The sequence below is a fragment of the Nocardia sp. NPDC050435 genome (genome assembly GCF_040655395.1).
Taxonomy (GTDB): domain Bacteria; phylum Actinomycetota; class Actinomycetes; order Mycobacteriales; family Mycobacteriaceae; genus Nocardia.
Genome location: NZ_JBFAJW010000006.1, coordinates 352,038 through 379,011, shown reverse-complemented (window position 1 = coordinate 379,011; position 26,974 = coordinate 352,038). Strand labels below are relative to the sequence as shown.

21 protein-coding genes, 4 tRNA genes and 1 pseudogene are annotated in these 26,974 nt (G+C 65.2%); 14 read left to right on the top strand and 12 right to left on the bottom strand.

Annotated elements, in window-relative coordinates; genetic code table 11:
• Positions 1–250: 250 nt before the first annotated feature.
• Entirely contained in the window at positions 251–1,414 is a 1,164-nt protein-coding gene (locus AB0I43_RS21025) for a hypothetical protein (protein WP_356975520.1), read from the bottom strand.
• 434 nt (positions 1,415–1,848) lie between these two features.
• Here AB0I43_RS21025 and AB0I43_RS21020 point away from each other — a divergent pair, with 434 nt between their 5' ends.
• Entirely contained in the window at positions 1,849–2,805 is a 957-nt protein-coding gene (locus AB0I43_RS21020; protein ID WP_356975522.1) for a hypothetical protein, read from the top strand.
• A gap of 6 nt (positions 2,806–2,811) precedes the next feature.
• Here AB0I43_RS21020 and AB0I43_RS21015 read toward each other — a convergent pair whose 3' ends face one another.
• The 3 genes from AB0I43_RS21015 to AB0I43_RS21005 form a co-directional block, all read right to left on the bottom strand.
• Complete coding sequence (locus AB0I43_RS21015) at positions 2,812–4,005, bottom strand: hypothetical protein (protein WP_356975524.1); 1,194 nt, start codon at positions 4,003–4,005, stop codon at positions 2,812–2,814.
• Between the two features lie 104 nt (positions 4,006–4,109).
• Positions 4,110–4,874 carry a glucose 1-dehydrogenase gene (locus tag AB0I43_RS21010; RefSeq protein WP_356975526.1) on the bottom strand — a complete coding sequence of 255 codons (765 nt, stop codon included), beginning with the start codon at positions 4,872–4,874 and terminating at the stop codon, positions 4,110–4,112.
• Between the two features lie 69 nt (positions 4,875–4,943).
• On the bottom strand, positions 4,944–5,771 hold the full coding sequence (locus AB0I43_RS21005; RefSeq protein WP_356975527.1) for a helix-turn-helix transcriptional regulator: 828 nt from the start codon (positions 5,769–5,771) through the stop codon (positions 4,944–4,946).
• A 102-nt stretch (positions 5,772–5,873) separates the two neighbouring features.
• Between AB0I43_RS21005 and bla the strand changes: the two genes are divergently transcribed.
• The 8 genes and pseudogenes from bla (at position 5,874) to AB0I43_RS20965 (ending at position 11,210) form a co-directional block, all read left to right on the top strand.
• The gene (gene bla, locus AB0I43_RS21000; RefSeq protein ID WP_356975529.1) at positions 5,874–6,767 is read left to right on the top strand and encodes a class A beta-lactamase; all 894 of its coding nucleotides are present in this window, start codon (positions 5,874–5,876) and stop codon (positions 6,765–6,767) included.
• Between the two features lie 548 nt (positions 6,768–7,315).
• Positions 7,316–8,020 (top strand): hypothetical protein, encoded by a 705-nt coding sequence (locus AB0I43_RS20995; protein WP_356975531.1) that lies wholly within the window; start codon positions 7,316–7,318, stop codon positions 8,018–8,020.
• Positions 8,017–8,442, top strand: a complete 426-nt coding sequence (locus tag AB0I43_RS20990; RefSeq protein ID WP_356975532.1) for a hypothetical protein — start codon at positions 8,017–8,019, stop codon at positions 8,440–8,442. The genes AB0I43_RS20995 and AB0I43_RS20990 overlap by 4 nt, the downstream gene beginning before the upstream one ends.
• 16 nt (positions 8,443–8,458) lie before the next feature.
• Positions 8,459–8,851 carry a hypothetical protein gene (locus AB0I43_RS20985; RefSeq protein WP_356975533.1) on the top strand — a complete coding sequence of 131 codons (393 nt, stop codon included), beginning with the start codon at positions 8,459–8,461 and terminating at the stop codon, positions 8,849–8,851.
• Positions 8,841–9,701: a hypothetical protein gene (locus AB0I43_RS20980; RefSeq protein WP_356975535.1), complete on the top strand. Its 861-nt coding sequence runs from the start codon at positions 8,841–8,843 to the stop codon at positions 9,699–9,701. The genes AB0I43_RS20985 and AB0I43_RS20980 overlap by 11 nt, the downstream gene beginning before the upstream one ends.
• A 53-nt stretch (positions 9,702–9,754) precedes the next feature.
• Positions 9,755–10,147: a roadblock/LC7 domain-containing protein gene (locus tag AB0I43_RS20975; RefSeq protein WP_356975799.1), complete on the top strand. Its 393-nt coding sequence runs from the start codon at positions 9,755–9,757 to the stop codon at positions 10,145–10,147.
• Positions 10,148–10,173: 26 nt separating this feature from the next.
• Entirely contained in the window at positions 10,174–10,545 is a 372-nt protein-coding gene (locus tag AB0I43_RS20970) for a hypothetical protein (protein ID WP_356975537.1), read from the top strand.
• Between the two features lie 84 nt (positions 10,546–10,629).
• Positions 10,630–11,210, top strand: a pseudogene (locus AB0I43_RS20965) (DinB family protein).
• A gap of 62 nt (positions 11,211–11,272) precedes the next feature.
• Here the strand turns inward: AB0I43_RS20965 and AB0I43_RS20960 are convergent.
• From AB0I43_RS20960 to AB0I43_RS20950, 3 genes are all read right to left on the bottom strand, one after another.
• Positions 11,273–11,347: transfer RNA gene (locus AB0I43_RS20960), tRNA-Val, on the bottom strand.
• Between the two features lies 1 nt (position 11,348).
• Positions 11,349–11,419, bottom strand: a tRNA-Cys gene (locus tag AB0I43_RS20955).
• Between the two features lie 40 nt (positions 11,420–11,459).
• Positions 11,460–11,531 (bottom strand) — tRNA-Gly (locus AB0I43_RS20950).
• A 358-nt stretch (positions 11,532–11,889) separates the two neighbouring features.
• Between AB0I43_RS20950 and AB0I43_RS20945 the strand changes: the two genes are divergently transcribed.
• Positions 11,890–11,961: transfer RNA gene (locus tag AB0I43_RS20945), tRNA-Val, on the top strand.
• Positions 11,962–12,555: 594 nt separating this feature from the next.
• Positions 12,556–17,487: a DEAD/DEAH box helicase gene (locus AB0I43_RS20940; protein ID WP_356975801.1), complete on the top strand. Its 4,932-nt coding sequence runs from the start codon at positions 12,556–12,558 to the stop codon at positions 17,485–17,487.
• A gap of 1 nt (position 17,488) precedes the next feature.
• Here AB0I43_RS20940 and AB0I43_RS20935 read toward each other — a convergent pair whose 3' ends face one another.
• Entirely contained in the window at positions 17,489–18,430 is a 942-nt protein-coding gene (locus AB0I43_RS20935; protein WP_357432567.1) for a hypothetical protein, read from the bottom strand.
• Between AB0I43_RS20935 and AB0I43_RS20930 the strand changes: the two genes are divergently transcribed.
• Both AB0I43_RS20930 and AB0I43_RS20925 read left to right on the top strand, forming a co-directional pair.
• Positions 18,420–20,594 (top strand): restriction endonuclease, encoded by a 2,175-nt coding sequence (locus AB0I43_RS20930; RefSeq protein WP_356975542.1) that lies wholly within the window; start codon positions 18,420–18,422, stop codon positions 20,592–20,594. The genes AB0I43_RS20935 and AB0I43_RS20930 overlap by 11 nt on opposite strands.
• A 42-nt stretch (positions 20,595–20,636) precedes the next feature.
• Positions 20,637–20,975, top strand: a complete 339-nt coding sequence (locus tag AB0I43_RS20925) for a DNA/RNA helicase domain-containing protein (protein ID WP_356975544.1) — start codon at positions 20,637–20,639, stop codon at positions 20,973–20,975.
• Between the two features lie 614 nt (positions 20,976–21,589).
• Here the strand turns inward: AB0I43_RS20925 and AB0I43_RS20920 are convergent.
• The 3 genes from AB0I43_RS20920 to AB0I43_RS20910 all read right to left on the bottom strand — a co-directional run bounded on the left by AB0I43_RS20920 (position 21,590) and on the right by AB0I43_RS20910 (position 24,650).
• Positions 21,590–22,609: a helix-turn-helix transcriptional regulator gene (locus AB0I43_RS20920; RefSeq protein ID WP_356975546.1), complete on the bottom strand. Its 1,020-nt coding sequence runs from the start codon at positions 22,607–22,609 to the stop codon at positions 21,590–21,592.
• Between the two features lie 408 nt (positions 22,610–23,017).
• A complete protein-coding gene (locus tag AB0I43_RS20915; protein WP_356975548.1) occupies positions 23,018–23,281 on the bottom strand; it encodes a hypothetical protein in 264 nt (87 codons plus the stop codon).
• Between the two features lie 124 nt (positions 23,282–23,405).
• Positions 23,406–24,650 (bottom strand): hypothetical protein, encoded by a 1,245-nt coding sequence (locus tag AB0I43_RS20910; RefSeq protein WP_357432566.1) that lies wholly within the window; start codon positions 24,648–24,650, stop codon positions 23,406–23,408.
• A 125-nt stretch (positions 24,651–24,775) separates the two neighbouring features.
• Here AB0I43_RS20910 and AB0I43_RS20905 point away from each other — a divergent pair, with 125 nt between their 5' ends.
• Positions 24,776–25,417 (top strand): methyltransferase domain-containing protein, encoded by a 642-nt coding sequence (locus AB0I43_RS20905; protein WP_357432565.1) that lies wholly within the window; start codon positions 24,776–24,778, stop codon positions 25,415–25,417.
• On the opposite strand, the gene AB0I43_RS20900 is transcribed toward AB0I43_RS20905, so the two are convergent.
• Positions 25,414–26,967, bottom strand: coding sequence for an NAD(P)/FAD-dependent oxidoreductase (locus AB0I43_RS20900; RefSeq protein WP_357432564.1), 1,554 nt, complete (start codon positions 26,965–26,967; stop codon positions 25,414–25,416). The two genes, AB0I43_RS20905 and AB0I43_RS20900, sit on opposite strands and share 4 nt — an antisense overlap.
• Between the last annotated feature and the right edge of the window lie 7 nt (positions 26,968–26,974).

Below are 26,974 nucleotides of genomic sequence, written 5' to 3'. Positions count from 1 at the left end.
CGGACGGCAGTGCTGGCGGTGCACGGCTGATCCGGTTGAGCGTGCTTGCGGCGCATGGCTGACTCGTGCGGCAGCGCTGACAACACACGGTCGGTCGGAAGTGGCGCTCTCGACGGCGCTGTGTACCAACGGCGGTCGTCTCCGGCCCGGCGTCGAACAGCGGTGCGCGGCGGGCGATGGAAGTCGTTGCGCGCCAGGGTATTGCGCCGCCGGGTTACCGCCCCCAGCGGCTGACGAAGGGTGGTGCGGGCTAGGCGGGTAGCTCTCCGGGTGGGGTGCCGAGGGGGCGGCCGAAGGGGCCGTGCGGGTTTCGTTTGAGTTCGTCGAGCATGGCTTGGAGTTTGTCGACGTGGGCGTTGTCCTCGGCGGAGGGACGCTGGTGCGGTGCGGTGGTGTTGATGTCGGGTTCGGGGCGCGGGGAGGTGAGCCCGGATTCGCTGCGGCCGTTGGTGTTCGGCGCGGGCGCGTCGAAACCGGCGCCGAGCGGAGCCTCCAGGCGGCCGCTGCCGGTGCTGTGCGGGGAGTAGTCGGCGGAACCGGTGAGACTGTCCATGCGGCCGTTCGAGGCGGGTGTGACGGTCTCGGAGCGCCCCGTGTCGTCGTGGCGGCCGTTGCGGCTCGGCGCCGGTGTGTCCAGGCGCGGAGTGCGGGTCGGCAGGTCGGACAGTCCGGGTGGGCGGGGCGGGTCCTGGGTGTCGGCGCGGTTGCGCACCGCGTTGTAGTCCATGCCCTGCGGTGCGGTGGTGGGTGCGGCCTCGGTGATCCCGGAGGGCGTGAAACGCTCACCGCGCGGAGTGATTCCGACCGGTTCGAGGCGTTCGACCGATTCGGGCTCCGCGCTGGGCTCGACCCAGTCGTTGAGTGCGGCGGGCACGGTGGGCAGCCGCCGTTCGCCGTTGAAGGCGGTCTCGGCGACCGCCGCGGTGCCGCGCGTGCTCGGTTCGGTCACCCCGCGGTTGGCCACCGCGCGCGGCAGCGGCCGCTCGGCCCGCGGCTCGGACTCGGCGCGCGGCGTCGGCCCGGAGCGCTGCGGGATCCCGCCGCGCTGCGGCAGTTCGCTCGCTTCGGGTTCGGCGGTCTCGGCGCGGGCCAGTTCGCGGCGTTCGGCGCGGGTCGCGGGCTCGGGCCGGCTCGGGGCCTCGGGGCGCGGCGCGGCGTCGGCGCGGGCGGGTTCCCTGGGCGATCCGCTCTCGACGCCGTCGACCCGGGCCCCCAGCTTCGAAATGTCTTGATCGGTACGGAAAGCCCAGGCTTCGAGCTTCGCCAACCGGGCGGCCACCGAGCGCTCGTCGCGCGCGTCGTCGACTCGGGCCGCCACCGCGTCCAGCTTCTCGCTGACTTCACGCAAAATCTCCGCGATGCCCGATAAGATCACGCCGATCGACTCGCCGCCGCTCTGCTGGCCGTGCTCCATCCGTACCTTCTTCCCCGTCTAGTGCGCGATCACGCCCGTAGCCCGGGCGATTCTATCCGCGAACGCAAGGGTGTGCGGGGCGAGCGCCGAACCTCATGTGGCCGCTGGCCTTTTCGCGCGCCCGCGCTGTGCTGCGGTGATCGTGGGCGCGGCCCGGCGGTGCGTGGGTTTTGGTCTCGAAATCATCACTGTGCCGTTTCGCGGGATTGGCGGGAACTGTCAATCGGCAGGAAAATCTGTGGCGATCATCTCGCATGTCGCTGCGAAACCCCTTGTGATGCAGCACACATCGGCTGGTCGAGAGGTTTTCCGCGGTTGTGGCGCACCCGGGCGCGGGGTATAGGGGGCTGGCGAGCAAGGCCACTTTCCCGCACTCTTGATCTATGGATTAGGTCGCAAGACCAAGCGGTGGTTATGGGCAGGGGAGTGATCGCGTGCGTACCAAGCAGCGTGCGGACAAGGCTTGCGGGCGCCGAGCGGTGCTCGCCGAGCTCGGTATCGGCGACGCGCCGGAGGACACCGGTGGAACGTCGCTGGAAACCTCCCGGTACAGCTGCCGTTGCACGGAATGCGCCGATGCCCAGTGGGATATCCAGCGGCTGAAATATTGGCTGTGCGGCCGCCTGCTCGCGCTCGGCGCCGAGGAGGCCGAGGTGGACCGCCGCCTCGGCGATCTGCCGGTCGACATCTACTACCGCATCGGCTCGCGTCACTACGCCATCGAGGTCCGCTCCGGCCCGCTCGATCGCGCCGGCGCGGTGGAGCACACGCAGCGGCTGCGCGCGGCGGGCGCCGAGGGCGTGCTGTGGCTGTGCCAGCCGGGTTACTGGGTGGCCCACTTGCCCGCGCTGGGCATCGCGAACTTCGCGCCGCCCGCCTGTGATTACCTGATCAACTCCGGGATGCTGTCCTCCGACGGCAGCGCCCTGGCCACCCCGCGTCCCGGTCCGTTCGAGCTACGCGACTTCTTGGAGGGTTTTCTGTCCGGCGAGATCGTCTGGGGTTACCGCGACGAGTTGACGGGAGGCTGGGGCACCGTGACCGACTGGAGGCATCACACGCACGCGCAAGCGGTGGTGATCGCCCGTCAGCGGCAGGAGCTGGTGAACCAGCGCACCGCCCTGGCCCTGTCCCGCAAATCCGTCCGGGACAAGCAGAAACAGATCATGAAGCTCACCGCCCGCCTGGAGCGCGCCGCCCTGGACGCCGAGGATCAGGCCGACTCCCTCGCCGAGGTCAACCGCAAACTGGCCGATCACAACCGGATCGACGCCTCGTTGCGCGTCACCATCAAGGGCCTGCAGGAGACCATCGGCCACTGGCAGCTGATCACCTACTGCGCGATGCTGCTGATCCTGACCTTCGTCGCCGGAGCCATGGTGCTGCGCTGACGGCTGTCAGCCGACTGGGCGCAGGAGAAAGGGCGCGCGGTCCCAGCGCCAGTCGTTGCGCAGCACCAGCGCGATCAGATCGAGCGCGTCCAGGCCGGTCTCGTCGCGCACGTTGCGCAGCGCGGGCCAAAAGAGTGGACCGGAGGCGAGTTGCTCGCGTAGTCGTTTCTCGGTGCGCGCGGGGACCTTGCGGTGCAGCAGTTCCGGTATGCCGATATGGCTACCTGTCCAAACCAGCCAGCCCCAGCCGTTGCCGTGTGCGTGGGCACGGGCGGCGGCCGCGGCGGCCCGGTTGACGTGGAAGCCGACATGACCGAGGGGCTGGACATCGATGAGCGCGACGCGGCCGTCGGTGAACTGGGCGGCGAGCGTCGGATAGTGGACCCGCTCCGTGCCGTCGACGGCGACCGCGCTCGGGCTCTCCTGGAAGGTCTGTACGAGCTCGCTGGCGTTGAGCGTTTGCAGCAGCCGCGCCTGCAGCGCCGAATCGAATCGGACGTCGCGGCCCACCTTGTCCAGATAGAACCGGCCGCGCCCGTCGTCGCCGGCGTCGACGGTGCGCGCCGACCGCAGCGGCAGCGCCGCGGGCTTCCCGCGCGGCCAATCCACCTGCGCCAGCCACGAATTCACCTGGCTCGTCGCCGTCGGGCCGGTCTCGTGCAGTTTCGCCAGCCGCCGGTTGGTCTTCTTCTGCCAGGCCATGATCCGCTGCATGACGTATCCGGCGACGCGTTTCGCGTCCTCGGGCGCGTGCCCGGCCAACCGCAGTTTGAGATAGGACAGCTCGTTGCCGACCAGGTCTGTCTCGGTCGCGTAGGTTTCCACCAGCAGCGTGCGCGTCAACGCCGGATCTCGGGTGTCCACCGGGTACCGCCGGGTGAACGCCGCCAGCCGCGACCCGCTCAGCTGCGTCTCGCGCAGCATCTGGCCGACCGAGCGGGTGTGCAGCTGCCGCACGCGGTCTCGCGCCAGGTCGTAGCGCGCGCCGATCTGCGCCAGTGTTTCCGGCCGCGCCCCGCTGATCCCCAGCCGCGAGCCGAGGATGTCGGCGTCGCGTCTGCTGCGCTCGGCCTGACCCTCGACCAGCTCGGCCAGCACCTCGTTGATCTCCTCGAGCCCGAACGACACCTCGGGCTCGAGATCGTCGGCGAATTCGAGCTCCGCACCCGCCCCGCGCGCGACCTGCGCATCAGCCGTCACCGGTGCCCCTTCCCTCGACTCCGCCGCCCCGTCGCGGCTACCCGGAAAGCCTAGCCCCGGCCACCGACAACACCGCCCGCCTCGGCGTCCGCGTCGCGTCGCGGCTAGACCAGAGCCGTCGGAACGACCGAGGTGAGGCCGCCGTCGACGAGCAACTCGTGGCCGTTGACGTAGGACGCCTCGCCCGAGGCCAGGAAGGCGACGGCCGCGGCGAGCTCCTCGGCGGCGCCGACCCGACCGGCGGCGACGGTGCCCGCGGCGGCGGCGCGGATCTCGGGCGACGCCTCGGCGCGGAACGCGGGCGTGTCGATGTATCCGGGGCTCACCGAGTTCACCCGGATCCCGCGCGGCGCGAGTTCGGCGGCGAGGGTGCGGGTGAGGTTCTGCACGGCGGCCTTGCTCGCGGAATACAGTGCGGCGCCGGGAGCTCCGCGGTGGTGCGCGAACGAGGCGTTGATCACGATGGCCCCGCCGTCGGCCAGCAGCGGCAGCGTCTTCTGGATGGTGAAGAAGGCGCCCTTGAAGTTGCTGTCCAGCACCCGGTAGAACTCGTCCTCGGTGACGGTGTCCAGCGGCTGGAACGCGCCGATGCCCGCGTTGGCGAAGACGACGTCCAGGCGGCCGAAGCGTTCGCCGATGGCGGTGCGCAGGTTGTCGAGGTCGGTGAGGTTCGCGGCGTCGCCGGCCACGCCCAAGGCGCGGTCGCCGAGTTCGGCGACGACGGCGTCGAGCCGGGTCTTGTCGCGCCCGGTCACCACGACCCGGGCGCCCTCGGCCAGCAGCCGGCGCGCGGTGGCCAGGCCCATTCCGCTGGTGCCGCCGGTGATCAGTGCGATGCTGTCGTCGAATCGGAAACTGTTGTGCGTCATGGCTTCAGCGTGCCGAGCGGCACGAAGCCTATCCAGTGCCCGGTTATCGTAGGTGTGCCGCCACCAGGTTCAGGCCGAGAGCCGCAGGCGGTGCAGCCGTTCCAGCCGCGTGGTGGTCTCGGTGCCGGGTTGCGGGACATACAGGATCAGCGACCACTCCGGATGGTGCGCGACGGTCAGCGTCGTCGCCTCGAAATACAGTTCACCGACCTCCGGGTGGTGCATGGCGTTGACCGCGGGCAGGGGCGTGCCCACGTCGTGCCGCTCCCAGAGCCGGGCGAACTCGGGGCTGGCGGCCGCGAGTTCCCTGCCGACCCGGTCGAATTCGGGATCGCCGGGGAAATGCGCGGCGTCGGCCCGGTAGGCGGCCACCACCGCCGGAGCGGCCGAGGCCCACGTCTGGCCCATGGCGCGATAGCGGGGGTTGAGGAAGAAGGTGCGCAGGCAGTTCTGCGGTGCGCCGTCGAAGCCGAACACGACGCGCGCGGTGTCGTTGTAGGCCAGGATGTTCCACGATCGGTCCCGCAGCACCGCCGGGCGCTGCCCCCAGGCGTCCAGCAGGTGCCGCACCTCGGCGGTCACCTCGGCGTCCGGAACCGGCTGCGCGACCGGCGGATTGAGACCGGCCAGCAGATACAGATGCGCCCGCTCCGGCGCGGTCAGCAGCAGCGCCGCCGCGACGGCGTCGAGCACCTCGCCCGACACCGTGATGTCGCGCCCCTGCTCCAGCCAGGTGTACCAGGACACGCCCACTCCGGCCCGCAGCGCCACCTCCTCGCGCCGCAACCCGGGCGTCCGCCGCCGCCCCACCGCCGGCAGTCCCACGTCCGCGGGCGCGATCCGGGCCCGGCGCACCCGCAGGAATTCGCGGAGCTGCTCACGGCGTTCGCTGGTCATAAGTCACGGTAACAAGCCCTCGCCTGAGCCGCCGCACACCCTAAGTCGATTGGCGTTGCTTTAGTAGGGTAAGGCCGGAACGAACCACGGACGGAGAGACGAATGACGCTGCCGCGGAACGCTATTACCCGCCGGACCGCCCTCGGCGCTCTGCTGCTGCCCTTGGCCGCCTGCGCTTTCGCGCCCACCACGTCACGGACTCCTTCTCCGGAACGCCACGAACGCCTCATCGATCTGGAGCGGCGCTTCGGCGCCCGCCTGGGCGTCTATGCCCTGGCCACCGGGTCGGGCCGTACCCTGACCCACCGCGCCGAGGAGTCCTTCGCCTTCTGCTCCACCTTCAAGGCCCTGGCCACGGCCGCCATCCTGCACCGAAATCCGCTGTCCCACTTAGACGCCGTGGTGCGCTACGCCGAGTCCGATCTGATGAAGAGCTCCACGGTCACCCGCGAGCACCTCGCCACCGGGATGACACTGCGGGAGCTGTGCGACGCCGCCGTCCGCTACAGCGACGGCACCGCCGGCAACCTCCTGCTCCGCGACCTGGGCGGCCCCGCGGAACTCACCGCCTACACCCGCACCCTCGGCGACACCGTCACCCGGATGGATCGCATCGAACCTTTCATCACCGAAGCCACCCCGGGCGATCCGCGCGACACCTCCACCCCGCGCGCGCTGGCCACCGACTTCCAGCGCCTTATCCTCGGTGACGCACTTCCCGCCGAGAAGCGCGCGTTCCTCCAGGACCTGATGGAGCGCAATCTCACCGGCGCGCAACGCATTCGGGCCGGTATCCCGCAGGACTGGCGCGTCGCCGACAAGACCGGCACCGGCGACTACGGCACCCTCAACGACATCGCGATCCTCTGGCCGCCGGATATGCCCCCGATCGTGCTGGCCCTCATGTCGAGCAAGCCTGCCGAGGACGCCCCCTACGACCAGGCTCTGCTGGCCGAAGCGGCTGCCTACGTGGCGGATTCGCTCGGGCGGCGGTAGGCGGGCCGGTAGCTCGGCAGCATCTGGTCACGCAGCTTTTCCGTGGCCTCGATACATACCAATTGGTCGCTGGTTACTCGGCTTGCCAGCAACATTTTCCGACGCTATGCGGCGGGGCGGCTTGTCTACCAGCACTTTCGCCGCCGATGTCCATTTCGCGGCTTGGTAGCCAGCAAATCGACCGAAGGGTATGAAAGTAATTTCGAGGAAGCTGTTGCTTCAAAGCCGAACGGCTGCCAGGATGTTACTCACACCGACCGATATTCACCGAAGTCGGTGGAATCAAAGGTAATTCGTACGTTTCTCTCCTACCTTCTGGACTGCTTGTGAATAATTTGTACTGGCCCCGACCCTTACCCGACTTATAGATCGATCGCGGGCCCATCGCCGAGTCGATCGGCCCGTTCGAGCGTGGACGATTGCGAACCAGAGCCGTCGAGATCCCGGACGGCCAGTGCTTTATCCTCCCTCGGAGTCGAATCATGATGACCGGCCCCGCCACCCGGGCAGGGTGGCCTCCGGTATCCGAAATTCCCACCGTAGACAATATGGTCGGAATATTGACCACCGCGGCCGTCGACCGGCGCACCGGAATATTGCGAATTACCGGTGAGCCGGGCGGCGACTTTCACCTCTGGCGCGGAAAAGTGGTCGCCGTGAATTCACCGGGCGCTCCGGGCGTGCCCGAATTGCTGGCGCGACCGGGCCGGAACCTGCCGGGTGCCATGGAATTGCGGGCACTGCGTGTGACGGCGGCGTTCGACGCGGCTTTCGCGGTGGCCGCGGGCTGGATCGGCGATTGTTTCTGGGCGATGACCGACGTCGATCCACCACAGGCGGTCATCGATCCGGCTTTCGGTGTGGAACCCGTCGTGCTCGAAGCCGAAACCACCCGGCGATTGCGAGGCGTCGCGCCCGGCCGCATCGCTCCGCACCGCCACCACCTCGCCCGGACCGAGCTCGGCGATACGGTGCTGCGCGCCGCCGAAGCCGGGCAGCGACGCGAGATCCTGCTGCGCGTCGACGGGCGGCACACCTGCCGGGAGATCGCATTCCTGTTGGGCCGCAGCCTGTATGCGGTCACCGTGGAGATCTCGCGCTGGTCCGTGGACGGCGTCGTGACGGTGACGGCGCCCCCGGGCGGTGTGTTCGCGGGCCCGCCGCACCTGCCCCGGCGGCGTCGCGACGCCAGCGGCATCAACGAACTCTATCCACCCGAGTCGACAATGCGGGCTACCGAGAGGAAACGATGAACAGCCCGAATCACACCATGACCGACCGGATCAGCCTGCTGATCAAGACGCTGCGCGCCGATGTCCCGGAGTGTCTCGCGGCGGGGGCCATCGATATGTCGACGGGCATGCTGCTGGCGGTGCAGACCGTCGACAACCACCCGGCCGAGGTCCTGGACCTGCTGGCCGCCGCGACGCTGGAGCTGTTCCAGGGCCGCAACGTCGTGATGATCGAAGACATCTGGAAGGAGCGGCGCGGTGTGCAGAGCGACCAGCACTACTTCCAGGAAATCCTGGTGAACAGCGAGAACCTGGCCCACCTGTTCCTGCGCACGCCCAGCAGCGACGACATCGTCATCGTGGTGGTCTGCCGCAACACGGTGAACGTGGGCATGCTGTTCGCCCAGACCAGACGGATCGTCCGGGAGGCGGGCCGGCTGTGAGGGGGAGGTGCGCGGAGTGACGGGTATCGATGCCTGCCTAGAACGCATCATGTGCATTCCGGGGGCGCTCGGCGTGACGCTGGTGGACGGTGCGAGCGGTCTGGCGATCGCGGCGTCGGGCACACACGAACTGGTCGACGAGCACGAGGACGCCGCCGTCATCACCGATGTCGTGCAGAATCTGCTGGCCTGTCCCGCGCTGGCGGCCGAGCGCGGCGGCGGCGACATCTTCGAGATCATCGTCTGCGGGACCGGCGGATTCCATCTGCTGAACCTGGTGAACGGCGATTTCGAGGGCCGGCTGTTCGTGCACGTCCTGTTCGACGACGACACCGGGAATCTGGCGATCGCCCGGTTCCGGCTACGCACGATTCTCGGCGACCTGACCGGAGACGGTCGTGGGAATTGAGCTCGCGGTCGAATTACAGCGCGCGGAAACCGAGCGACGCACCGGAGTGCTGTGCGTCGGCGACGGCGCCTTCCGCTTCACCGACGGCGCGATCACCAGCGCCGACTGCCACCGCACCCCCGGCCTGGACCGGCTCGTCGTGGAGGCCGGCGTGGCGACGGCCGCCGCCTGGCAACGCGCGAGCGCCGGCGACGCCGACGAGGTGCTGAGCCTGCCGCAGCTGGAAACCATTGCGCTGCTTGCGGTTTTCGACGCCGCCTTCTTCCTGCTGGCCTCGCCGGGCATCCCGGAGTTCCAGCCCGCACCGCCGCACTGGCTGGCGCCGGTGTGCCGGATCCCGGCGCGCACGCTGGTGCACGAGTGCGCGCGCCGCAGTCGCGTCCCGGCGGGGCCGTGGCCGTCCGAACTGGTCGATCGAGCGCCGGTGGTCCCGGTGCACCGCATCCGCCGCCACCGCGTCGTGCTCACCGGCAATCAAGCCGAGGTGCTCGCCGCCGCCGACGCGCGGCGCAGCATCGCGGGCATCGCCGAGAACCTCGGCCGCACCACCTACGGCTGCCTGGTCGCCGTGCGCGAACTGACCGCCGCGGGCCTGCTGGAGCGCCCGATTCCCGCGCAGGTCGAGCCGATCACCGCCCGCGTCGTCCGGGCGCCGGTCCGGCCCGAGCCGGCGCTGGCCGGCGCCGCGGCGCCCGGGCAGCTCCCGCGCCGCACCGCCCGCACGGGGATCCCCCAGGAGATGCCGGCCCTCGCGCCGCAGGCCGCGCCGGTGGCGGTGCCCGAGCGCTGGGACACGGTCGACAAGGACCTGCTGATCCGGCTGCGCAAAGCCCTGGAGGAGCTCGATTGAGAGGGCGACAGAAATTGATCAGCCAGTTCGTAGGAAGGTTCACCAAGGTGGCGATGACCGGACCCGAGCCGCATCCGGCGGTGCTCGCGGAACTGCGAGCGTTGCGCGAGCGCCTGCCCAAACTCACCGGGGCTCTGGTCGCCTCCAACGACGGGCTGCTCGTGGCCCACGATCTGCCCGCCCATATCGAACCCAATGGCATTGCGGCACTTGCCGCTTCGCAACTGGGTGTCTCACACCGCCTGGTCGCCACCGCGCACGGCGGCGGATTCCACGAAGTCGTGGTGAACGGCACCGGAGGCTACGTGGTGATCTATGCGGCCGGCTGGACCTCGCTGACCGTCTTGGCCGACGCCGAAGTGAACGTCGGCCGTTTGCATCTGGAATCCCGTCCGGTGGCGCGCGCTATCGCCGACCACCTGGCACCGACCGCGGGCGACGCCTGACGGCCGACTTCGAGAAAGGAAACACCATGAGCAGCATGGATATCGCGCTGAAGGACATGATGACGATCGACGGGGCCGTCGGCGCCGCCGTCGTCGACTACGGCAGCGGCATGGCGCTCGGCATGCTCGGCAGCTCCAAGAGCCTGGACCTACAGGTCGCCGCCGCCGGCAACACCGAGGTGGTGCGCGCCAAACTGCGCACCATCGATCAGCTCGGCCTCAAGGAAGACATCGAGGACATCCTGATCACCCTCAGCGCCCAGTACCACATCATCCGCCCGATGACCGGCCGGAAATCCAAGGGCCTGTTCCTCTATCTGGCCCTCGATCGCGGCCGCGCGAACCTGGCCCTGGCCCGGCATCGCCTCAAGACCATCGAGGAAGATCTGGAGGTGTGAGCAACAGGTCCCGAGAACCACTCCGGGCCAGAGGGTTTCGCCGCTCTCCGGCCCGGAGTTCTGGTATCGGGCAGACTTTCGGGCATGACCGCGTCTGACCCCAAGGCGGACCTGCACGAGTATCTGCGCGTCGCCCGCGAAGCCATGGTGTGGAAGCTGGAGGGCCTGTCCGAATACGACGTCCGCCGTCCCCTGACCCCCACCGGCGCCAACCTGCTCGGCCTGATCAAACACCTCGCGACCGTCGAGTTCGGCTATTTCGGCGACACCTTCGCCCGCCCCTACGCCGAGCCCCTCGCCGAGAACGGCGACGACCCCACCGCCGACATGTGGGCCACCCCCGACCAGTCCCGCCCCGACATCCTCGCCTTCTACCGCCGCGCCTGGACCCACACCGACGCCACCATCGCCACCTCGACCTGACCTCGCAGGGCGTCGTCCCCTGGTGGCCCCCGGACCGCGCCCCCGTCACCCTGCACCGCATCCTCGTGCACGTGACCGCCGAAACCAACCGCCACGCCGGCCAGGCCGACATCCTCCGCGAACTCCTCGACGGAGCCACCGGCCACCGCGCCACCACCTCCAACATGCCCACCGACGACCCGGCCTGGTGGCAGCGCTACCGGGATCGGCTCGAACAGGCCGCCCGGCAGGCCTCGAGCTGAAAACCCTTGGGCACAAATGAAAATCAGCCCCGGCGAAAACCGGGGCTGATCGGGTAATACGGTGGTGCGCGATACTGGGATTGAACCAGTGACCTCTTCCGTGTCAGGGAAGCGCTCTCCCGCTGAGCTAATCGCGCGAGGTGGAGACGGGAATCGAACCCGTGTGCACGGCTTTGCAGGCCGTTGCCTCACCACTCGGCCACTCCACCGTACATAAAGGGGAAAGGCTTTTTACTGCCCTACCTCTCGAGCGGATGACGGGATTTGAACCCGCGACCCTCACCTTGGCAAGGTGATGCGCTACCACTGCGCTACATCCGCATGTCGCTCCGGGGGCCTCGCGGCTGTCCCGGTGACGAGAGGAAACATTAGCCGACTATCGGCGCAAGCAACAAATCGCCTGGTCAAACGGGGTAAATCACATGCTTGTAGTTCGCCCGCCCGCAGCCGCCCGCGCCATCTCGCAACCGGCAATCGCCCAGCCGGCGCGGAACCCACCCCATCCGAGCCGCCCCCGCCATCGACCGTATCCGGTGCCCGCTCCGCGGCGCACTCGCTCTCTTGCGCCCCACCGGGTTTCACCACATCCGGGTGGCGATTTGGAGTCTCCCGGGTACTGCGTGCTAGAGTTCCATCTCGTTCGGAACGGCAGAAAACAGCCTCCTGAACACCCCGTTAAGGTCCTATAGCTCAGCGGGAGAGCGCTCGCCTCACACGCGAGAGGTCGCTGGTTCGAAACCAGCTAGGACCACAACAAACGGCTGGTCATCACGGGTTTGCGATCACCAGCCATTTCTGCGCAATATACGCGCGATAGCGGTGGCCCGCTGCCCCCAGGGGCGACGGGCTGGCTTCATCTCACCGGGCGCGTCGCCTTGTCGATCACGTCGACCGCTATCCGAATCTGACCGCGGAACCTGAACGCCGGTAGCTTGCCTTCAGCGATCATCCGTCTGATCGTGAGCGGACAACATAGATCAACTCTAGCGGCCGGCTCCTGCATGCGCGGCGAACTGGCTCACCCCGCCGTTCCGGCCGGTCGTGTAGCAGCAACGCCACGGGCAACTGGTCCGCGTCAGGGGTCATTCGCCTCGGTCTAGTCGTGGGTATGGCTCAGTATCCGCCTCCTACCAGGTCTGGTGACCGAGTGGGCGAGCAGTTACGCCGAAAGCGCGTCTACAACACGGCCGCCCAGCTACGATTGAGAACCCTGACGTCAACGACATTGCTACACAACGCAATACACTTGGTTTCCTCACTAGGCATAGTTAGGAACGGCCGGTAATGTCTCCCAAGATCGCGCGAAATCCCTTAGGCGCGTTCGGGTTTGGAGGGGTAGATGTCAATGCTCATGTCGGTACACAAGGTGATCGAGGAACTTCGCGATATTCCCGACAACCTCGAGCGGGGCGTCAAGTTCGAAGAGTTGATGGTCGAGTACTTCACCTTGGACCCGATGATGTCCCAGGAGTACGACGCGGTCTGGCGATGGAGGGACTGGCCGGGGGCGCCAAGTAAGAAGGACACCGGAATCGATCTCGTTGCCCGGGAGCGAGACTCCGGAGATCTGACGGCGGTTCAATGCAAGTTCTATGACCCGTTGCACACACTGACCAAGGGAGATATCGACTCCTTTTTCACCGAGTCCGGTAAGGAGCCTTTCACCAACCGCCTGATCATCTCAACGACCGATCGCTGGAGTAAGCACGCCGAGCAGGCGATGCAGGGGCAGACCAAGCCCGTCGCGCGTCTTGGACTGGCCGATATCGCCGACTCGCCCATTGAGTGGTCGGTTGCCCGGCCAGCAGGCGCTGAGGTTCTATTTACGCTCTCGCCGGCCCGTCGCCACGGTTTGCGTCGGCATCAGCAGGTGGCGGTCGATCGGGTCTTCGAGGGTTACGGCGCGGGATTCGACCGCGGCCGTCTGGTGATGGCGTGCGGGACGGGTAAGACGTTCACTGGGTTGAAGATTGCCGAGCGCACGGCCGCCGAGATAGGCGACGCGGCCCGGATTTTGTTCTGTGTGCCCTCGATCTCTTTGCTCTCCCAAACCATGCGGGAGTGGACTGCCCAATCACAGCTGGAGTTGCGCGCCTTCGCCGTCTGCTCCGACGGCGGGGTCGGTCGAGCCTCCGAGGACTACCGGGTGCACGACATTGCCATCCCCGTCACGACACAATCCGACCGACTTGCCTCGGAATTGTCCTACCGGAATGGTGCGCCTGGGCTGACGGTCGTTTTCACCACGTACCAGTCGCTGCCCGTGGTAGCCGAGGCGCAGCAGAACCATGGGGCTGCCGCCTTCGATCTGGTGTTGTGCGACGAAGCGCATCGCACAACAGGCGTAACCCTCGCTGGCGCGGACGAATCGAACTTCGTGCGCGTGCACGATGCTGCCTACGTGAAGGCTGCGCGACGGTTGTACATGACCGCGACCCCGCGCATCTACGCCGAGGACGCCAAAGATCAGGCAACTCAAGCAGCTGCTGTCGTGGCGTCGATGGACGACGAGGAGATCTTTGGCCCTGAATTCCACCGGTTGTCCTTCGGCGAGGCGGTCGATGAGAACCTGCTGACCGACTACAAAGTCCTGGTGCTGACCGTGGACGAGTCGGTGATCGCGGAGCCGCTCCAGAGGCAGCTCGCGGCTGAACACGGGGAATTGAATCTCGACGATGCCTCCAAGATTATTGGCTGCTGGAACGGCTTGGCCAAGCGGTGCGGCCAAAATCCCGATGGCGCTATAGGTTTCGAACCTGGCGAGGCGCCGATGCGGCGAGCGGTCGCCTTCGCGCGCGATATCGCTGACTCCAAGCAGGTCGAAAGCGCGTTTCCTGATGTCGTCGACGCCTACCGCGAGTTGCTCACCGGCAAGACCCTTACCGCGCCGGAAGGCGCAACCGACGGAACCAACCTGAACCTGCGGTGCGAGATCCACCATGTCGACGGCACCATGAGCGCGCTGGAACGCAATCGGGAACTCAACTGGCTCAAAGAGGAAGTGGCCGCCGATGAATGCCGCATTCTCACCAACGTCCGCTGCCTCTCCGAGGGAGTCGATGTTCCCGCCCTCGACGCGGTGATGTTCCTGCAACCACGCAACTCCGTCGTCGACGTCGTCCAATCGGTCGGTCGGGTGATGCGTCGGTCCGAGGGGAAGAAGTACGGATACATCATTCTTCCGGTCGCTGTTCCTGCAGGCGTCGAGCCGTCGGCGGCGCTGTCGGACAACCGCCGATTTCGGGTTGTGTGGCAGGTGCTCAACGCTCTACGCGCGCACGACGACCGGTTCAATGCGATGGTCAATTCCATCGCGTTGAACGGTGGAAACAGCAACCTCTTGCAAGGCACCGACAAGTTGTTCGGCGGCCACATCGGTCCACTCGACCCAGCGGACGAAAGCATCGCTGACGGTGATCAGTCCGATGCGGGCGTATCAGGCTCGGGATTACGCCAGTTGGCGTTGTTCACTCTCGCGCAGTGGCAAGAAGCGATCTTCGCAAGGATCGTGGACAAGGTCGGTACCCGGGTCTACTGGGAGCAGTGGGCTGCGGATGTCGCTGACATCGCCACAGCCCAGATCACCCGGATCAAAGCGATACTGACCGGTGCGGACCCGCAGGTTGCACAGGCATTCGATTCATTCTTGGCCGGGCTGCGGGACAATCTGAACGAGTCGATCACTGCCGATGATGCGATCAGCATGCTATCGCAGCATCTGATCACCAAACCAGTTTTCGACGCCCTTTTCGCTGAGCATGACTTCGCTTCCCAAAACCCGGTTTCCGCGGTTATGCAGGCGATGGTCGACACCCTCGACGGCGCTGGTCTGGAGGCGGAAACCGCTAAGCTTGCGGGCTTTTACAACTCTGTCCGCAGACGAGCGGCCGAAGTCACCGGGGCTGACGGTAAACAGAAGATTATCTCGGAACTATACGAGAAGTTCTTCCGGCTCGGTTTCAAGAAGCAGGCCGATGCGCTCGGAATTGTCTACACGCCAGTCGAAGTCATCGATTTCATTCTGTCCGCTGCAGATGCGGTACTACATCGGGAGTTCGGGCGCGGATTGACCGACGAGAACGTCCACATCCTCGATCCCTTCACCGGTACCGGGACCTTTATCGCGCGCCTGCTGCAGTCCGGCCGCATCACTGCCGCCGATATGGCTCGCAAATATGCGAATGAGTTGCATGCAAATGAGATCATGCTGCTCGCCTACTACATAGCGGCAGTTAATATCGAAACGACTTACCACGCTCTGATGGGCAAGACAGAGAACCGCAACGCCTACAAGCCATTCCCCGGGATCGTCCTCGCTGACACCTTCCAGATCGGCGAGAGTGGTGACACTTTCGACGAGGTGGTGTTCCCCCAGAACAACGAACGCATTGCCCGCCAGAAGGCTACCAAGATCAACGTTATCATCGGGAACCCGCCCTACTCGGTTGGGCAAGACAGCGCAAACGACATGAACGCCAACGTCAAGTACCGCACCGTCGACCGGCGAATTACCGACACCTACGCTGCACTGTCAACCGCGCGGAACAAGAACAGCCTCTACGACTCCTACTTGCGCGCCTTCAGGTGGGCCACCGACCGCATCGGCAACGCAGGCGTCGTCGCATATGTTTCCAATGGTGGCTGGATCGACGGCAACACCGCCGACGGAATCAGACTCTCACTCGCCCAGGAATATTCTCGGATCCATGTCTACAATCTTCGAGGGAACCAGCGTACGGCCGGAGAACTCTCCCGTCGGGAGGGCGGCAAGATCTTCGGATCCGGCAGCCGCAATACTGTCGCAATCTTCATCGGGGTTAAGCAGCCCAACTACCAAGGCCGCTGTGAAATCCACTACCATGATATCGGCGACTACCTGTCCCGTGAGGAGAAGCTCCGTATCCTTGCCGAACAGCCGTTTCCCGACGTCGATTGGCAGGTCATCGCCCCAAACAACAAGGGCGATTGGATCAACCATCGGGACAATGAATTCCAGTCCTGGCCGGCAATTGGTAACAAAAAACCTGAGGCTGGCATAGTAACGGTGTTCGGGACGTTCTCGGCCGGACTCAAAACCGGACGTGACGCGTGGTGCTGCAGCTTCTCGAAAGAGCGATTGACCGAAAACATCGAAAACCTCCTAGATCAATATATGCAGGCTCTGAAGGAACTTCGCGAGCAGCGTAGAGCCGCTGGAGTCTCAACAGCAAACGAGGCGTTGGTGACGGCGTATCTACAAAGTCGCCCAAGCTTGACTGCGCCGGGGTGTATCAGCTGGAACCGGGGTTTGAGACAGGATCTGGCGAGAGACACCGAGATTGGATGGTCGGACAGCGCGGTGCGCGTGGGTACTTATCGCCCCTTCCAGCCTCAGTGGACGTACCTCAACCGGCGAGTTAACGATATGATCTACCAGTTGCCATCAATGTTCCCCACCCCTCACCACAATAACCTCGGCATCGTAATTACTGGGGCTGCTTCGCATTTCGAATTCACTCCTTTCATCACAGATCTTCTTCCGAACCTCCACACTCTCGATACCGCACAGTTCTTCCCGCGTTGGACCTATGAGAAGATCGAAACAACGGAAGGTGAGCTTGATCTTCAGGCTTTGGTGACCGATGACGTGGACGATTGGGGATATCGCCGGGTCGACAACATCACCGATGAGATACTCGCAAATTACCGTTATGCTGCAGATGAGTCGATAACCAAGGACGATATCTTCTACTACGTCTACGGCGTACTGCACGACCCCACATACCGAGCTTCTTACGCTGCGGATCTACGGAAGATGCTGCCGCACATTCCAACTCCTCAATCGGCGGAGCGATTCGCGCTCCTGCGGGACGCTGGGAAAACGCTGGCCGACCTGCATATCGGCTACGAGTCGGCACCGCCTTATCCGCTGGACGTGCAAGTCAAACCGACTGCGGACCAGTCCGATCGCGAGACGTGGCGTGTGCGAAAGATGAAGTGGCGCAGCACTGATGACCGCACCGCGATAATCTACAACCCAAACGTCACGATTGCCGGGATCCCGACCGATGCGCAAAACTACATACTGGGTTCTCGCAGCGCGTTGGATTGGATCATCGACCGCTATCAGCTGCGCGTTGACAAGGCCTCCGGGATCGTCAACGATCCAAATGACTGGTGTGACGACCAGAATTCACCTACGTGGATCATTGATTTGATCAAGCGCGTGACGACTGTCAGCCTGGAGACGATGCGCATTGTGGACCAACTCGCCGAAAACCCTGTGAGGGCAGAGTAATTCACTTGCGTGTAAGGCGCGGTTCAGTCGGACACTCGATAATTACCTGCCAGCCCTCGTCTCGCTTCTCGACCCGGACGAACTCGGCCAGCACAGGCATCGGCGCGTTGATGGTGATGTCGCCGAGGGTGTAGACACCTTGGATCGCGTGAGCGGGGTCCAATACGGTGACGGGCTGGTCGCGGTTGTTCAGGCTCTCGACGATATCGAATTGGATTGCCGGAGTTACTTCGGGAACCTTCCCGGCGACCTCTGTTAGCACGCTGGCTACCGTTCCTGGAGAGCATGTGATCACGGCATCTTCGATGCGGCGGGCATCGCTCGGTGCGATCTCCTGGACCACTTCGTAGAAGGTCCGCATCGCCGCGCGTGGCCGTGGGTGGATCTTGATGCCGAACGCGGCGAGGAAATACTTCGATGCATCCTGCAATTGGTCTTTGCTGAAGACCTTTTCGTCCGGCAGGTTCGAGGTGACGATGGCGCATTTCTGCAGTTTGCCAGGCTTGTCGAGCACGTCTTTCACGGCCGCGAGCCGCACTCGGCCGTTCTCGACGTGGGACTCCAGTGTGGCTCCGTGCTCAGAGAGAACCTCGAGTTTCATGACGCCGGCTATGACGCCATCGGTCGCTGTGGTGGCCCGTACGCCGACCAAGAGGCCCAGCTTCGTCGTGCCGTTCATCTGCGCCACGAGGGCGACGGCCAGTGCGCGATACGCGTCGAGGAATTGGGTGTCATCACCGGAGTGCAGTTCGCGGAACTGCTTCTGCTTCTGCGAGTTGTCGAAGAAGCCCGCGGGCGCGGCACCCACCTGGCGCGTTTCGGTGAGGAGCTTTTCGACGTGCTCGGTGAGGAAGGCCCGCACCTCCTCGATGGGTTCTAACCTCGGAACCGGAATCTGCGCTCCATACTTAACCAGTGCGTAAGTCATGTGTGTGATTTCCACGGCCGTGTCCTCCCAGGTGTATCATCTTCGAAAGGCGCTTGCACACAACGCTCTTCGAGGAGGTTACCTTCTGTCCGACTACGATCTTGCACGGCTCTCAAACTCCGGGTTCGAGCGCCTGTCGTGCGATGTGTTGAATGCCGAGCTCGGCTTGCGGCTCGAGACCTATCCGGAAGGCCGTGATGGAGGCATTGACCTCCGCGAGGTTCGCCCGGATGGGTACACCATCGTCGGGCAGTGCAAGAACTATGCGCGTTCGGACACACGGACGTTCCTTCGGGCCGTCAGAAAAGAGTGGCCCAAACCCGGTCGGCAACAGTCGGATCGCTACTTGTTCACCACCACCCATCCGATGTCCCCTCAGGTCCAAACTGAGGTGGCCAAGATTCTGAATATCACCGAATCCGAGGTATGGGGGCCATCGAGGATCAACGACGCTCTGCGCCTGCCACGGAACTCCGATATCGTGCAGAGCCACCACGCCTTGTGGCTGTCATCTACTGCAACGCTGGAACGGATCCTTAAGGCCGATCTGTGGAACCACACCGAGTACCTACTCGAACAATGTGCGGAGCAGTCGAGGTATTGGGTCGAGACGCCCGCCCATTCCGAAGCCCGAGAACTGCTCGAACGCGAGGGTGTTTGCATCATTTCCGGGCTTCCCGGTAGCGGGAAGTCTTTCCTGGCCGAGCGATTGGCACTCGATGCGCTATCACGCGATTGGCAGGTGTTCGCGACCTCTAAGCCGGATGAGGCATGGAGTGCTCGGCGGCTCGGGTCCAAGCAGATGTTCTATTTCGACGACTTCCTCGGCGAAATGTCTTTGCGGACCGCTGCGAAGGACCAGGCAGCGATGCTGCTCAACCTCATCAATTTCGTTTACAGCAATCGCACAGAGAAGCGTTTGGTGATGACGACCAGAGCGCACGTGCTCACCGAGGCGAAATCAAGCGATCGGTTGGCCAAGGTTGCCGATCGCCGCCGGATGCTCCACCTGGAGCCGTTCGACGCGGCGACCCGCCGCGAAATTCTCGTTGCGCATTTGTCGCTGTCGGCTCTGTCCGATGAGGAGCGAGAACGCGCGCTCGGCGATCGACGGCTGCTTAGCCTTGCCGAGAATCCCGCTTTCAACCTACGATTGGTCGCCACGGTCGGAGAGAACATCGGCGCGGACGACACTGCGGGTACAGTGCTCGAAAGATTACTTTCGGCCTTCGCTGTGCCAAAAGAACTATGGGAGAACAGCTTTTGGGCGCTGTCCCCGGACGCCATGGAAGCCCTGCTCACCTTGGCGACGTTCCCGCCGCGGCCGGTCGAGCGGGGAACTCTTCGAAAGGCGAGTGGGTTCGAAGGTGGGACGCCCGATTGGCACGTCGTCCTCCGTGGCCTCGAGCCAACCTGGATAGACGTAGTCGACGCTGACCCCGACAAGGCCGTCGTGTTCTCGAACCCGAGCTGCCGTGACTTCTTGCTTGCGATGCTCGATGACCACGATCACGCCGTCGACGGCGTGGCCAGAGTCGCCAGCATCGACCAGCTATCGAACCTCGCACAACAGTCGGGCCTGATCCCGGCTGCCCTGTCTGCTCGTGTCCACCGCCCGAAGCTCGCTCGCGTCCTACTCAACTCACGCGACGAACTGACGTCCAAGATCATACAATGGACCGATTCTGCTGTCCAAGAATCGGTTTCAACTGCCTCGACTCTTGCTTGCCTCGCCGTCGCAGCGCCCCTGCTCGCCACATTCGGTCGCCCGGAGTGCGGTGACTGGCTGCTCGCCCGTGTGCAGGTTGAATTTCAGTCCGCCGGCTTGCCACCTTCCCCCGCCCTGAGCTTGGCGCGGAATATGGTTGCGGTTCCGGTCACCAGCGAGGATGCCCGCGCCGCAACCATCGAGCAGCTCATCCAGGCGGCACTGACAACCGCGAATACCTCCACGGACCTTCTCCCATACGAGGCGCTGCCTAACAAGCTCATAACCGAGGCAACGGAATCATCTGCGCGAGAACAGGCCTTGCGCATCTTCACCGCCGAGCTCGAAACGCTCATCGCCTCTGGCGCCAGTCTGGACGTGGCACTTGAGGAGGGGGAAGATCTCCGTGATCGCGCGTTGAGGTACGGATTCGAGCTCGACCTCGCCGATCTGTGGGACAGTCGGCGGTAGTTCCACCGGGTTCGTTACGAAGGCGCCGTGCAAGGTGCCGGAATGCATTGGTTCACCGCGCTATTTGCGTATCATGCCAAGCCCGAAAGATGGAGGGGTGACAACAACTTCGAAGTTCGCGTCGCCGCGTCGCCGCTGGCAATGGAGGAACAGCTAAGGACGTTCAGCGCTGCTGGCGATACCGCACGGGTGCTTGCAGGCTTGTGCTGGCCTTGGCCCCAGCCGGGCGCCGACGGCACCCTCGTTCCCGACGTTGTTATTGGCGATTGGGGCAAGCCTTGGTCGAAGCTAGGAGATCGATCGCGAGCTGTGGGGCCAAGGCGCCGGAGTCGGCCGGCCGGTCACGCTGTGTCGCAGCAAGTAGGAGTTGCCGGAAGCTGACGGCCTGTGCCCCGTCGAGTCCGGTTTTCGCCTGGAGGTAGAGATCGCCGCCAGCCGACTCGTGGCGTTCAGCGCCTGTGGTCGAAGAGTTTCTTCTTGCAGCGGAGAATTCCTCGCGCTCGTCTCACTGGCGCCGTTACCCTTGCGTTGGCGGTATCGGTAATGGTGAAACCGAGCCCGGGGGTGGGCGAATGAGCGTGGCGGGCAATGCGATATCGGCCCTGGCTGTTCTGATGGGCGTGTCGCAGGCGAGCTCATGCCGTTTTTCGACGAGGCGGGACGCCCGTACAAAGAGCGTTTGGAGTCCGCCTGGGTTGCGGCGCGGCTTATCTATGAGTCGATGGAGACCGCGAGTGCGTGCTTGCGTGTACTGACTGCTGCCCGACAAGTTGCTGCGGCACGGGGGACTTCCGGAGCGAGCGATATTCCTTCGGAGTTGTTCAAGGAGCTGTGGGCGGCGCAAGACACTTTTGTGGCCGCGGCGAGGAAGGAACTGGGCCTCTCCGTCCTACGAGAATTTCGGGGCGCCGAACCTCCGGAGACGCCGCTGTAGCAGCTGGGCCCCCAACTGCTGTTGGCCAGTTCGATTCAGGACGCGCAGGCGGACTGGCACCTCACCAGCTCGAGTCCCCCGTTGGGGAATCGGCGTCCGCTTGAGCCCACGCCTCACGAAGAGCGCCGTGGAACAGCGTCCGTGTCTCTTCGTTCAGCCACTGCTGTTCGCGCAGCTCGGGCCGTTCGAGGATGCGGTTGACCTCGACGAAACGACCGGATTTGCCTAGGTGGTAGAGCTTTTCGAACGCGCGGGTCGCGAACTGGATGTCGTGCTTCAATGTCGAGAAGCGCGAGGCGCTCCGCTCCGTGCCGGTGAAGTTGTACTCGCCACGGGCGAGGTATCGATCGTCGATTACGAGCATGCCGGGTGCGTTGGGGGCGAACCGGCGATTGATGAGCAGCGTCTCGACGCCGGCACGGGCCTGCTGCCGCAGGCCGATCTCGTGGGGAAAGATCTCCTCGACCGCGTCGATCACGAACAGGCGGCGTACGGAGACTTCGGACTGGGCGAGGCGGGCCAACTCCTCGATGTATTCGTCGCCGCTATCTCCGGTGACGTTTCCCAGATGCGAGACATGGATGGCTCGCACCATGTGCTTCGCATAGCGCAGGACGCTGGTCCAGTCGTTGACCGTGTTCCAATCGCGTACTTGCAGCGTGCCCGAGGGGATCTGAGCAAGGACGTCTTCGGCCTGCTCCAATTGGCGTTCGGCGATATCGCCGAACGGTCTGAGCCCGTCGGGAACGGACGCGAAGTCGATCAGGTATTCGGCGATCTCCAAACAGCGCGCGACGGCCGTGGGGTCTTTACCGAGCAGGATATTGAACCGCATCCGCAGGTCGCTCAACTCCTGGCCGGAGTCGTCGCTACCGAGCGAGGGCAGTGGTTCCCCGAGCACCGAACTCAGCTTCTCACGAACATCCTGCGGCGGTGTCCGGGTGCCGTTTTCGATTTGCTGAACGAGGCTGCGAGAGCGTTGAATTCGGGATGCGAGGTCCTCCTGAGTGAGGCCACGATCCCTGCGGAGTCTGCGGACCACCTGGCCGATCTGCTCGTGATCCGGCGCTGAGTCGAGCAAAACACGTACTCCTGTCGTGCTGGCTGTCTGCCGCTATCTTTGCCACCCCACGTGCTCAATGCTAATCGTGTTGTGTCATGTGTGCTCGGCATATCCGATGATGGGCTGACTGTTCGTCTGCGATCCAGGGGACTTGCCTTCTGGCACCATCCGGAAAACGGGTTGGCAACGAGCAATATTGCCTGTTGCACAACGTATTTCGAGTGTCGAGAAGACCCCTCGAAGCTGGCTGGGCATCGCTACGGAAACGATACCGCTTACCTACTATCATTATGTGTCGGCAATACGCATCATGGTAGTCAAGACCGAACAGCGGGCCCAGATGCAGCAGGGGAGGCACGCCGCACCATGGTTCTCCATTTCCAGCCGAGACTGATAACCAGCGATAAGACACCCGAATTCGTCTGGCTAGCAGATGACTTCTTCGATCATTGGCACTCGACTTGGATCCCGGGTCGAGTATTCGGCGGTCCGGCCGCGATCAACGTAATGGTCCTCGACGAAGCACTGAGCGACCCCGCACCGATCGACGCGGACCTGGTCCTCGAAGTAGCCGGGATCCGGGCCGCGGAACTGGGATTTACCTTGCGGGAGGTCTTGGAACTCCTGGCATTCCAGGTTGCGCGGCGGGACGCGGAGCGGCAGTTCTCGCCGCTCGTCCTGCCTGCTCATCGATCGGATCGCACCACGTCGCATCGGGGGGAGTCGTCGAGGAGCCCGTGGTCCGCGCCCTTGCGCCGAGTGGCACGCGGGCGCTGTTGATCGTGGAAGCCGTGGTGGTGCTGGAGCGACCGGCTCAGAAGATGATCACCCTCGAGGAGGGGGGTTCGGGGGCGGGGAGGGTGTCGAGGGTGCGCTGTTCGGTTTTGTCGCGCGTTTGCCAGTGGGCCTCCAGGGCGCGGCAGGCTTCTTCGATCTGGGTTCGGGAGGCGTCTTCGGCGGCGGTGTAGTCGGCGGCGGCGGTGAGGAAGCGGTCGCTGAGGGTGTCGAGGTAGTCGCGGGAGGTGACTAGGGCGTCGGTGAGGGTGGTGCAGAGGTCGGTCCATTGGGGGCCGGCGCCGGTGAGGAGGTCGGTGTCGAAGGCGAGCCATGTGGAGCCGTCGACGGCGCCGTGGATGCCGCGGTTGGAGTCCTCGAAGCCGACGGCCAGGTGGGGAAAGACTTTGGCGCCGGCCAGCCAGAGGCTGGCGATGTCGGTCGCGACCTGGTCGCGGTCGTGCATTTTCAGTACGCCGTGGGGGACGGTGGAGCCCAGGATGATTGCTTCGGCGGGGATGTTCGCGGCATCGCTGCGGATGGTGGCGAGGAGGTCTTCGCGTTCGCGGTCGACGTCGGCGAGGAGGTCGTCCGCGGCGGTGACGGCGCGCTCGATTCGCTCGCGCCGCCGGCCGCGGATGTTGTATTCGTTCCGCGGCGGGGGTTCGCGGTCCGACGGTGGGTAGCCGGAGGCGATTTCACCGAGGAAGGCGATCGAGGCCGCGGCCAGCGGGGGCCAGCTGAGGGTGCCGATGGCGGCGGTTACCGCCGCGCCGAGCAGGAAGACGTTCTTGAAGCCGCCGCTGCGGTCGTCGTCGCCGGCGAGCTCGGCGATCTTCTTCGCTTGCTCGCGGGACTCGGTGAACAATTTCCGCCACCCGGCCAGCGCCCGGAGGATGCCGCGCAGGAACTCGATCTGGTTGTCGTGGAGTTCGGGGAATTCGGCGCCGCCGCCGATGCGGTAGGCGTCCGCGGCGGCGCCGGACCAGCCGGAGAGCAGGGTGGTGAGGAGATCGAGGTCGCCTTCTTCTCGGCGATGTTCCATGGCCTCGCGTTGTTCGTCGAGAGCTCCGAACATGCGATCCAGGGCGGTCGCGCTGCCCTGAGTGAAGCGCATGAGCCGGGTTTCGAGGGCGTCGAGTTCGTCTCGGCATTTGGCGCGCTCATCGATCCACCATTGCTGGCCGGTGGGGTCGTCCATGGCGGCGGTGGGCGCATTCGCTTCGACGTAGTAGTCGTATTCGTCGAGCCATAGCTTGCGGGCGCGGTCGATCAGATCGATCATGTCGCTTTTGTAAGACATCAGATGATGCCCCCGTTTCAGAAATATCAAGCCTTCGCGCAAAGGGTAGCAAGGCGGGGACCGACCATGTCAGTATTTCGTCTGGGACAGTTGGCGACGGAGGGCTCATGATGACCGCATCCACCCGACCACTCAACCGATTCGTGCACCGAGGCTGGGGGCGGGTGGCGCGGGTCTACGACTTTCCGCCGGTGCAGCGGTTGATGTATCGGCCGCCGCAGGACGAGATCATCGCGCGGCTGGCGGTGCACGGGGGGCGGCGGGTGGCCGATGTCGGTTGTGGGACGGGGATTTTGGCGAGTCGGATCCGGGCGGATCTGCCGGTGGAGACGGTGTACGGGTTCGACGCGGCGGCGGGGATGCTCAGGCGGGCGCGGGCGCGCACGGACCGGGTGCTGTGGCGGCAGCGGCCGGCCGAGGATCTCGGGTTGGCCGAGGGGGAGTTGGACGCGGTGGTGTCGACGCACGCGTTCCCGTTCTTCAATCATGGGCCCGCGGTGGCGGAGTTTCATCGGGTGCTGCGGCCGGGTGGGCTGCTGGCCCTGGTGGTGTTCAATCCGGAAGGGCCGTTGACGGGGGTGTTGCAGCCCGCGCTGGTACGGGAGGCGATGTACTGGCCGTCGCCGGGGGAGATGCGGACGATGCTGGCAGACAGCGGGTTCGAGGTGGTCGAACAGCGGCGGGTGCGCCGGCCGCTGTTCGGGACCTCGCTGGTGCGTGATGTGGTGACCGTCGCCGAGCGGCGCTAGCGCGGGGCGGCCGCGCTGGGAACCAGTGCGGCGACGCTGGTGTACTGGTAGTCGTCGAGTGGGAAATGCCGGTTCTCCCAGTACATTTCGAGCTGGGTGGAGGGGCGGAAGGCGGCCCCGTCGCCCTGATAGTTGATGTAGTAGGTGTTCGAGGTGACGCAGCCCTGGGTGAACAGGTGGGTTCGTTTGGCGCGCCGGTCCATTCGGGCGAAGTAGCGGTCGTGCGGTTCCTGGCGCACCTCCGCCCGGGTCGCGCCGCGGCGGCGGGTCTCCTCGATCACGCGGGCGGCGTGCGCGGCGGTGGATTCGATCAGCGGGATGTAGGAGCCGGGGGCGTAGCCGTAGGGGCCGGTGATCAGGAACGAATTCGGGAACCCGGGCAGGGAGACGCCCTGGTACGCCTGGAAGCGGTTCTCGTCCCAGAACTGGCCGAGTTCGATTCCGCCGCGGCCGTATATGGGGTACGGCGGGGTGTAGCCCTTCTCCATCACCTTGAAGCCGGTGGCGCACACCACCATGTCGAAGTCGCGGGCGTTGCCGTCGGCGGTGACGATGCCGGTCCGGGTGAAGCGCGCGATGGGGTCGGTGACGAGGTCGACGTGCGGTTCGGTGAAGGTCTTGAAGTAGTCGTTGGAGATGGAGGGGCGCTTGCAGCCGAGGCGGTAGTCGGGGGTGAGTTTGCGGCGCAGTTCCGGGTCGCGCACCTGGCTGAAAAGGTAAGCCTTGAGGGCGGTTTCGCCGAGGGTGAGTCCGGCCGAGGTGAGACGCGGGTAGTTCGAGGCCGCGAGCCCGGCGCCGAGGCCGACGTTCACTCCGGCGTTGCCGACGAAGCGCACCGTCTTCTGCAGGGGCGCGAAGTTCAGGACGCCGTTGAGCGTGCGGCCCATCGGGAAGTCGAGTTTGGGGCCGATCCAGATGGCGCGGCGCTGGTAGACCGTCAGGTGCGCGGCCGTTTTGGCGAGTTCCGGAATGGCTTGCAGCGCGGTGGCGCCGGTGCCGATGACGGCGACCCGCTGCCCGCGATAGTCGTAGTCGTGGTCCCAGCGGGAGCTGTGCATGATCTTGCCGGTGTAGTCGCCGACACCCGCGATCGGCGGGTTGTTCGGCTGCTCCAGGCCGCCGACGGCTCCGATGACGAAGCGGGCGGTCACCTCGGACCCGTCGTCGAGGGCGATGCGCCACAGGTCGTTGTTCTCGTCGAAGGTGCCGCGCACCGCACCGGATCCGAGCCGCAGCTTGGGCCGCAGGCCCTGCTGGTCCACGACCTCCTCCGCATAGCGCTGAATCTCGTTGCCGGGCGCGAAGAAGCGCGACCACTGCGATCGCGGCTGGAAGGAGAAGTTGTAGACCGGCGACGGAACATCCACCGCCACTCCGGGATAGGTGTTGGCCAGCCAGGTTCCGCCGACCCGGGGCCACTTGTCGAGGATGACGAAGTTCTCGACGCCGATCCGGCGCAGCGCCACGCCCGCGCCGATGCCGCCGAAACCGGCGCCGATGATCGCGACCTCGTGCTGCGGAGCTACGCGGGAACCATTGGTGGAACTCATGGGAGAC

What these genes read in the sequence shown, in the direction of transcription:
- AB0I43_RS21025 (WP_356975520.1), bottom strand. Translation starts at nt 1,414, where the DNA reads ATGGAGCACGGCCAGCAGAGCGGCGGCGAGTCGATCGGCGTGATCTTA.
- AB0I43_RS21010 (WP_356975526.1), bottom strand. Translation starts at nt 4,874, where the DNA reads ATGACGCACAACAGTTTCCGATTCGACGACAGCATCGCACTGATCACC.
- AB0I43_RS21005 (WP_356975527.1), bottom strand. Translation starts at nt 5,771, where the DNA reads ATGACCAGCGAACGCCGTGAGCAGCTCCGCGAATTCCTGCGGGTGCGC.
- bla (WP_356975529.1), top strand. Translation starts at nt 5,874, where the DNA reads ATGACGCTGCCGCGGAACGCTATTACCCGCCGGACCGCCCTCGGCGCT.
- AB0I43_RS20995 (WP_356975531.1), top strand. Translation starts at nt 7,316, where the DNA reads ATGGTCGGAATATTGACCACCGCGGCCGTCGACCGGCGCACCGGAATA.
- AB0I43_RS20990 (WP_356975532.1), top strand. Translation starts at nt 8,017, where the DNA reads ATGAACAGCCCGAATCACACCATGACCGACCGGATCAGCCTGCTGATC.
- AB0I43_RS20975 (WP_356975799.1), top strand. Translation starts at nt 9,755, where the DNA reads ATGACCGGACCCGAGCCGCATCCGGCGGTGCTCGCGGAACTGCGAGCG.
- AB0I43_RS20970 (WP_356975537.1), top strand. Translation starts at nt 10,174, where the DNA reads ATGAGCAGCATGGATATCGCGCTGAAGGACATGATGACGATCGACGGG.
- AB0I43_RS20940 (WP_356975801.1), top strand. Translation starts at nt 12,556, where the DNA reads ATGCTCATGTCGGTACACAAGGTGATCGAGGAACTTCGCGATATTCCC.
- AB0I43_RS20925 (WP_356975544.1), top strand. Translation starts at nt 20,637, where the DNA reads ATGCATTGGTTCACCGCGCTATTTGCGTATCATGCCAAGCCCGAAAGA.
- AB0I43_RS20915 (WP_356975548.1), bottom strand. Translation starts at nt 23,281, where the DNA reads ATGAGCAGGCAGGACGAGCGGCGAGAACTGCCGCTCCGCGTCCCGCCG.
- AB0I43_RS20910 (WP_357432566.1), bottom strand. Translation starts at nt 24,650, where the DNA reads ATGATCGATCTGATCGACCGCGCCCGCAAGCTATGGCTCGACGAATAC.
- AB0I43_RS20905 (WP_357432565.1), top strand. Translation starts at nt 24,776, where the DNA reads ATGATGACCGCATCCACCCGACCACTCAACCGATTCGTGCACCGAGGC.
- AB0I43_RS20900 (WP_357432564.1), bottom strand. Translation starts at nt 26,967, where the DNA reads ATGAGTTCCACCAATGGTTCCCGCGTAGCTCCGCAGCACGAGGTCGCG.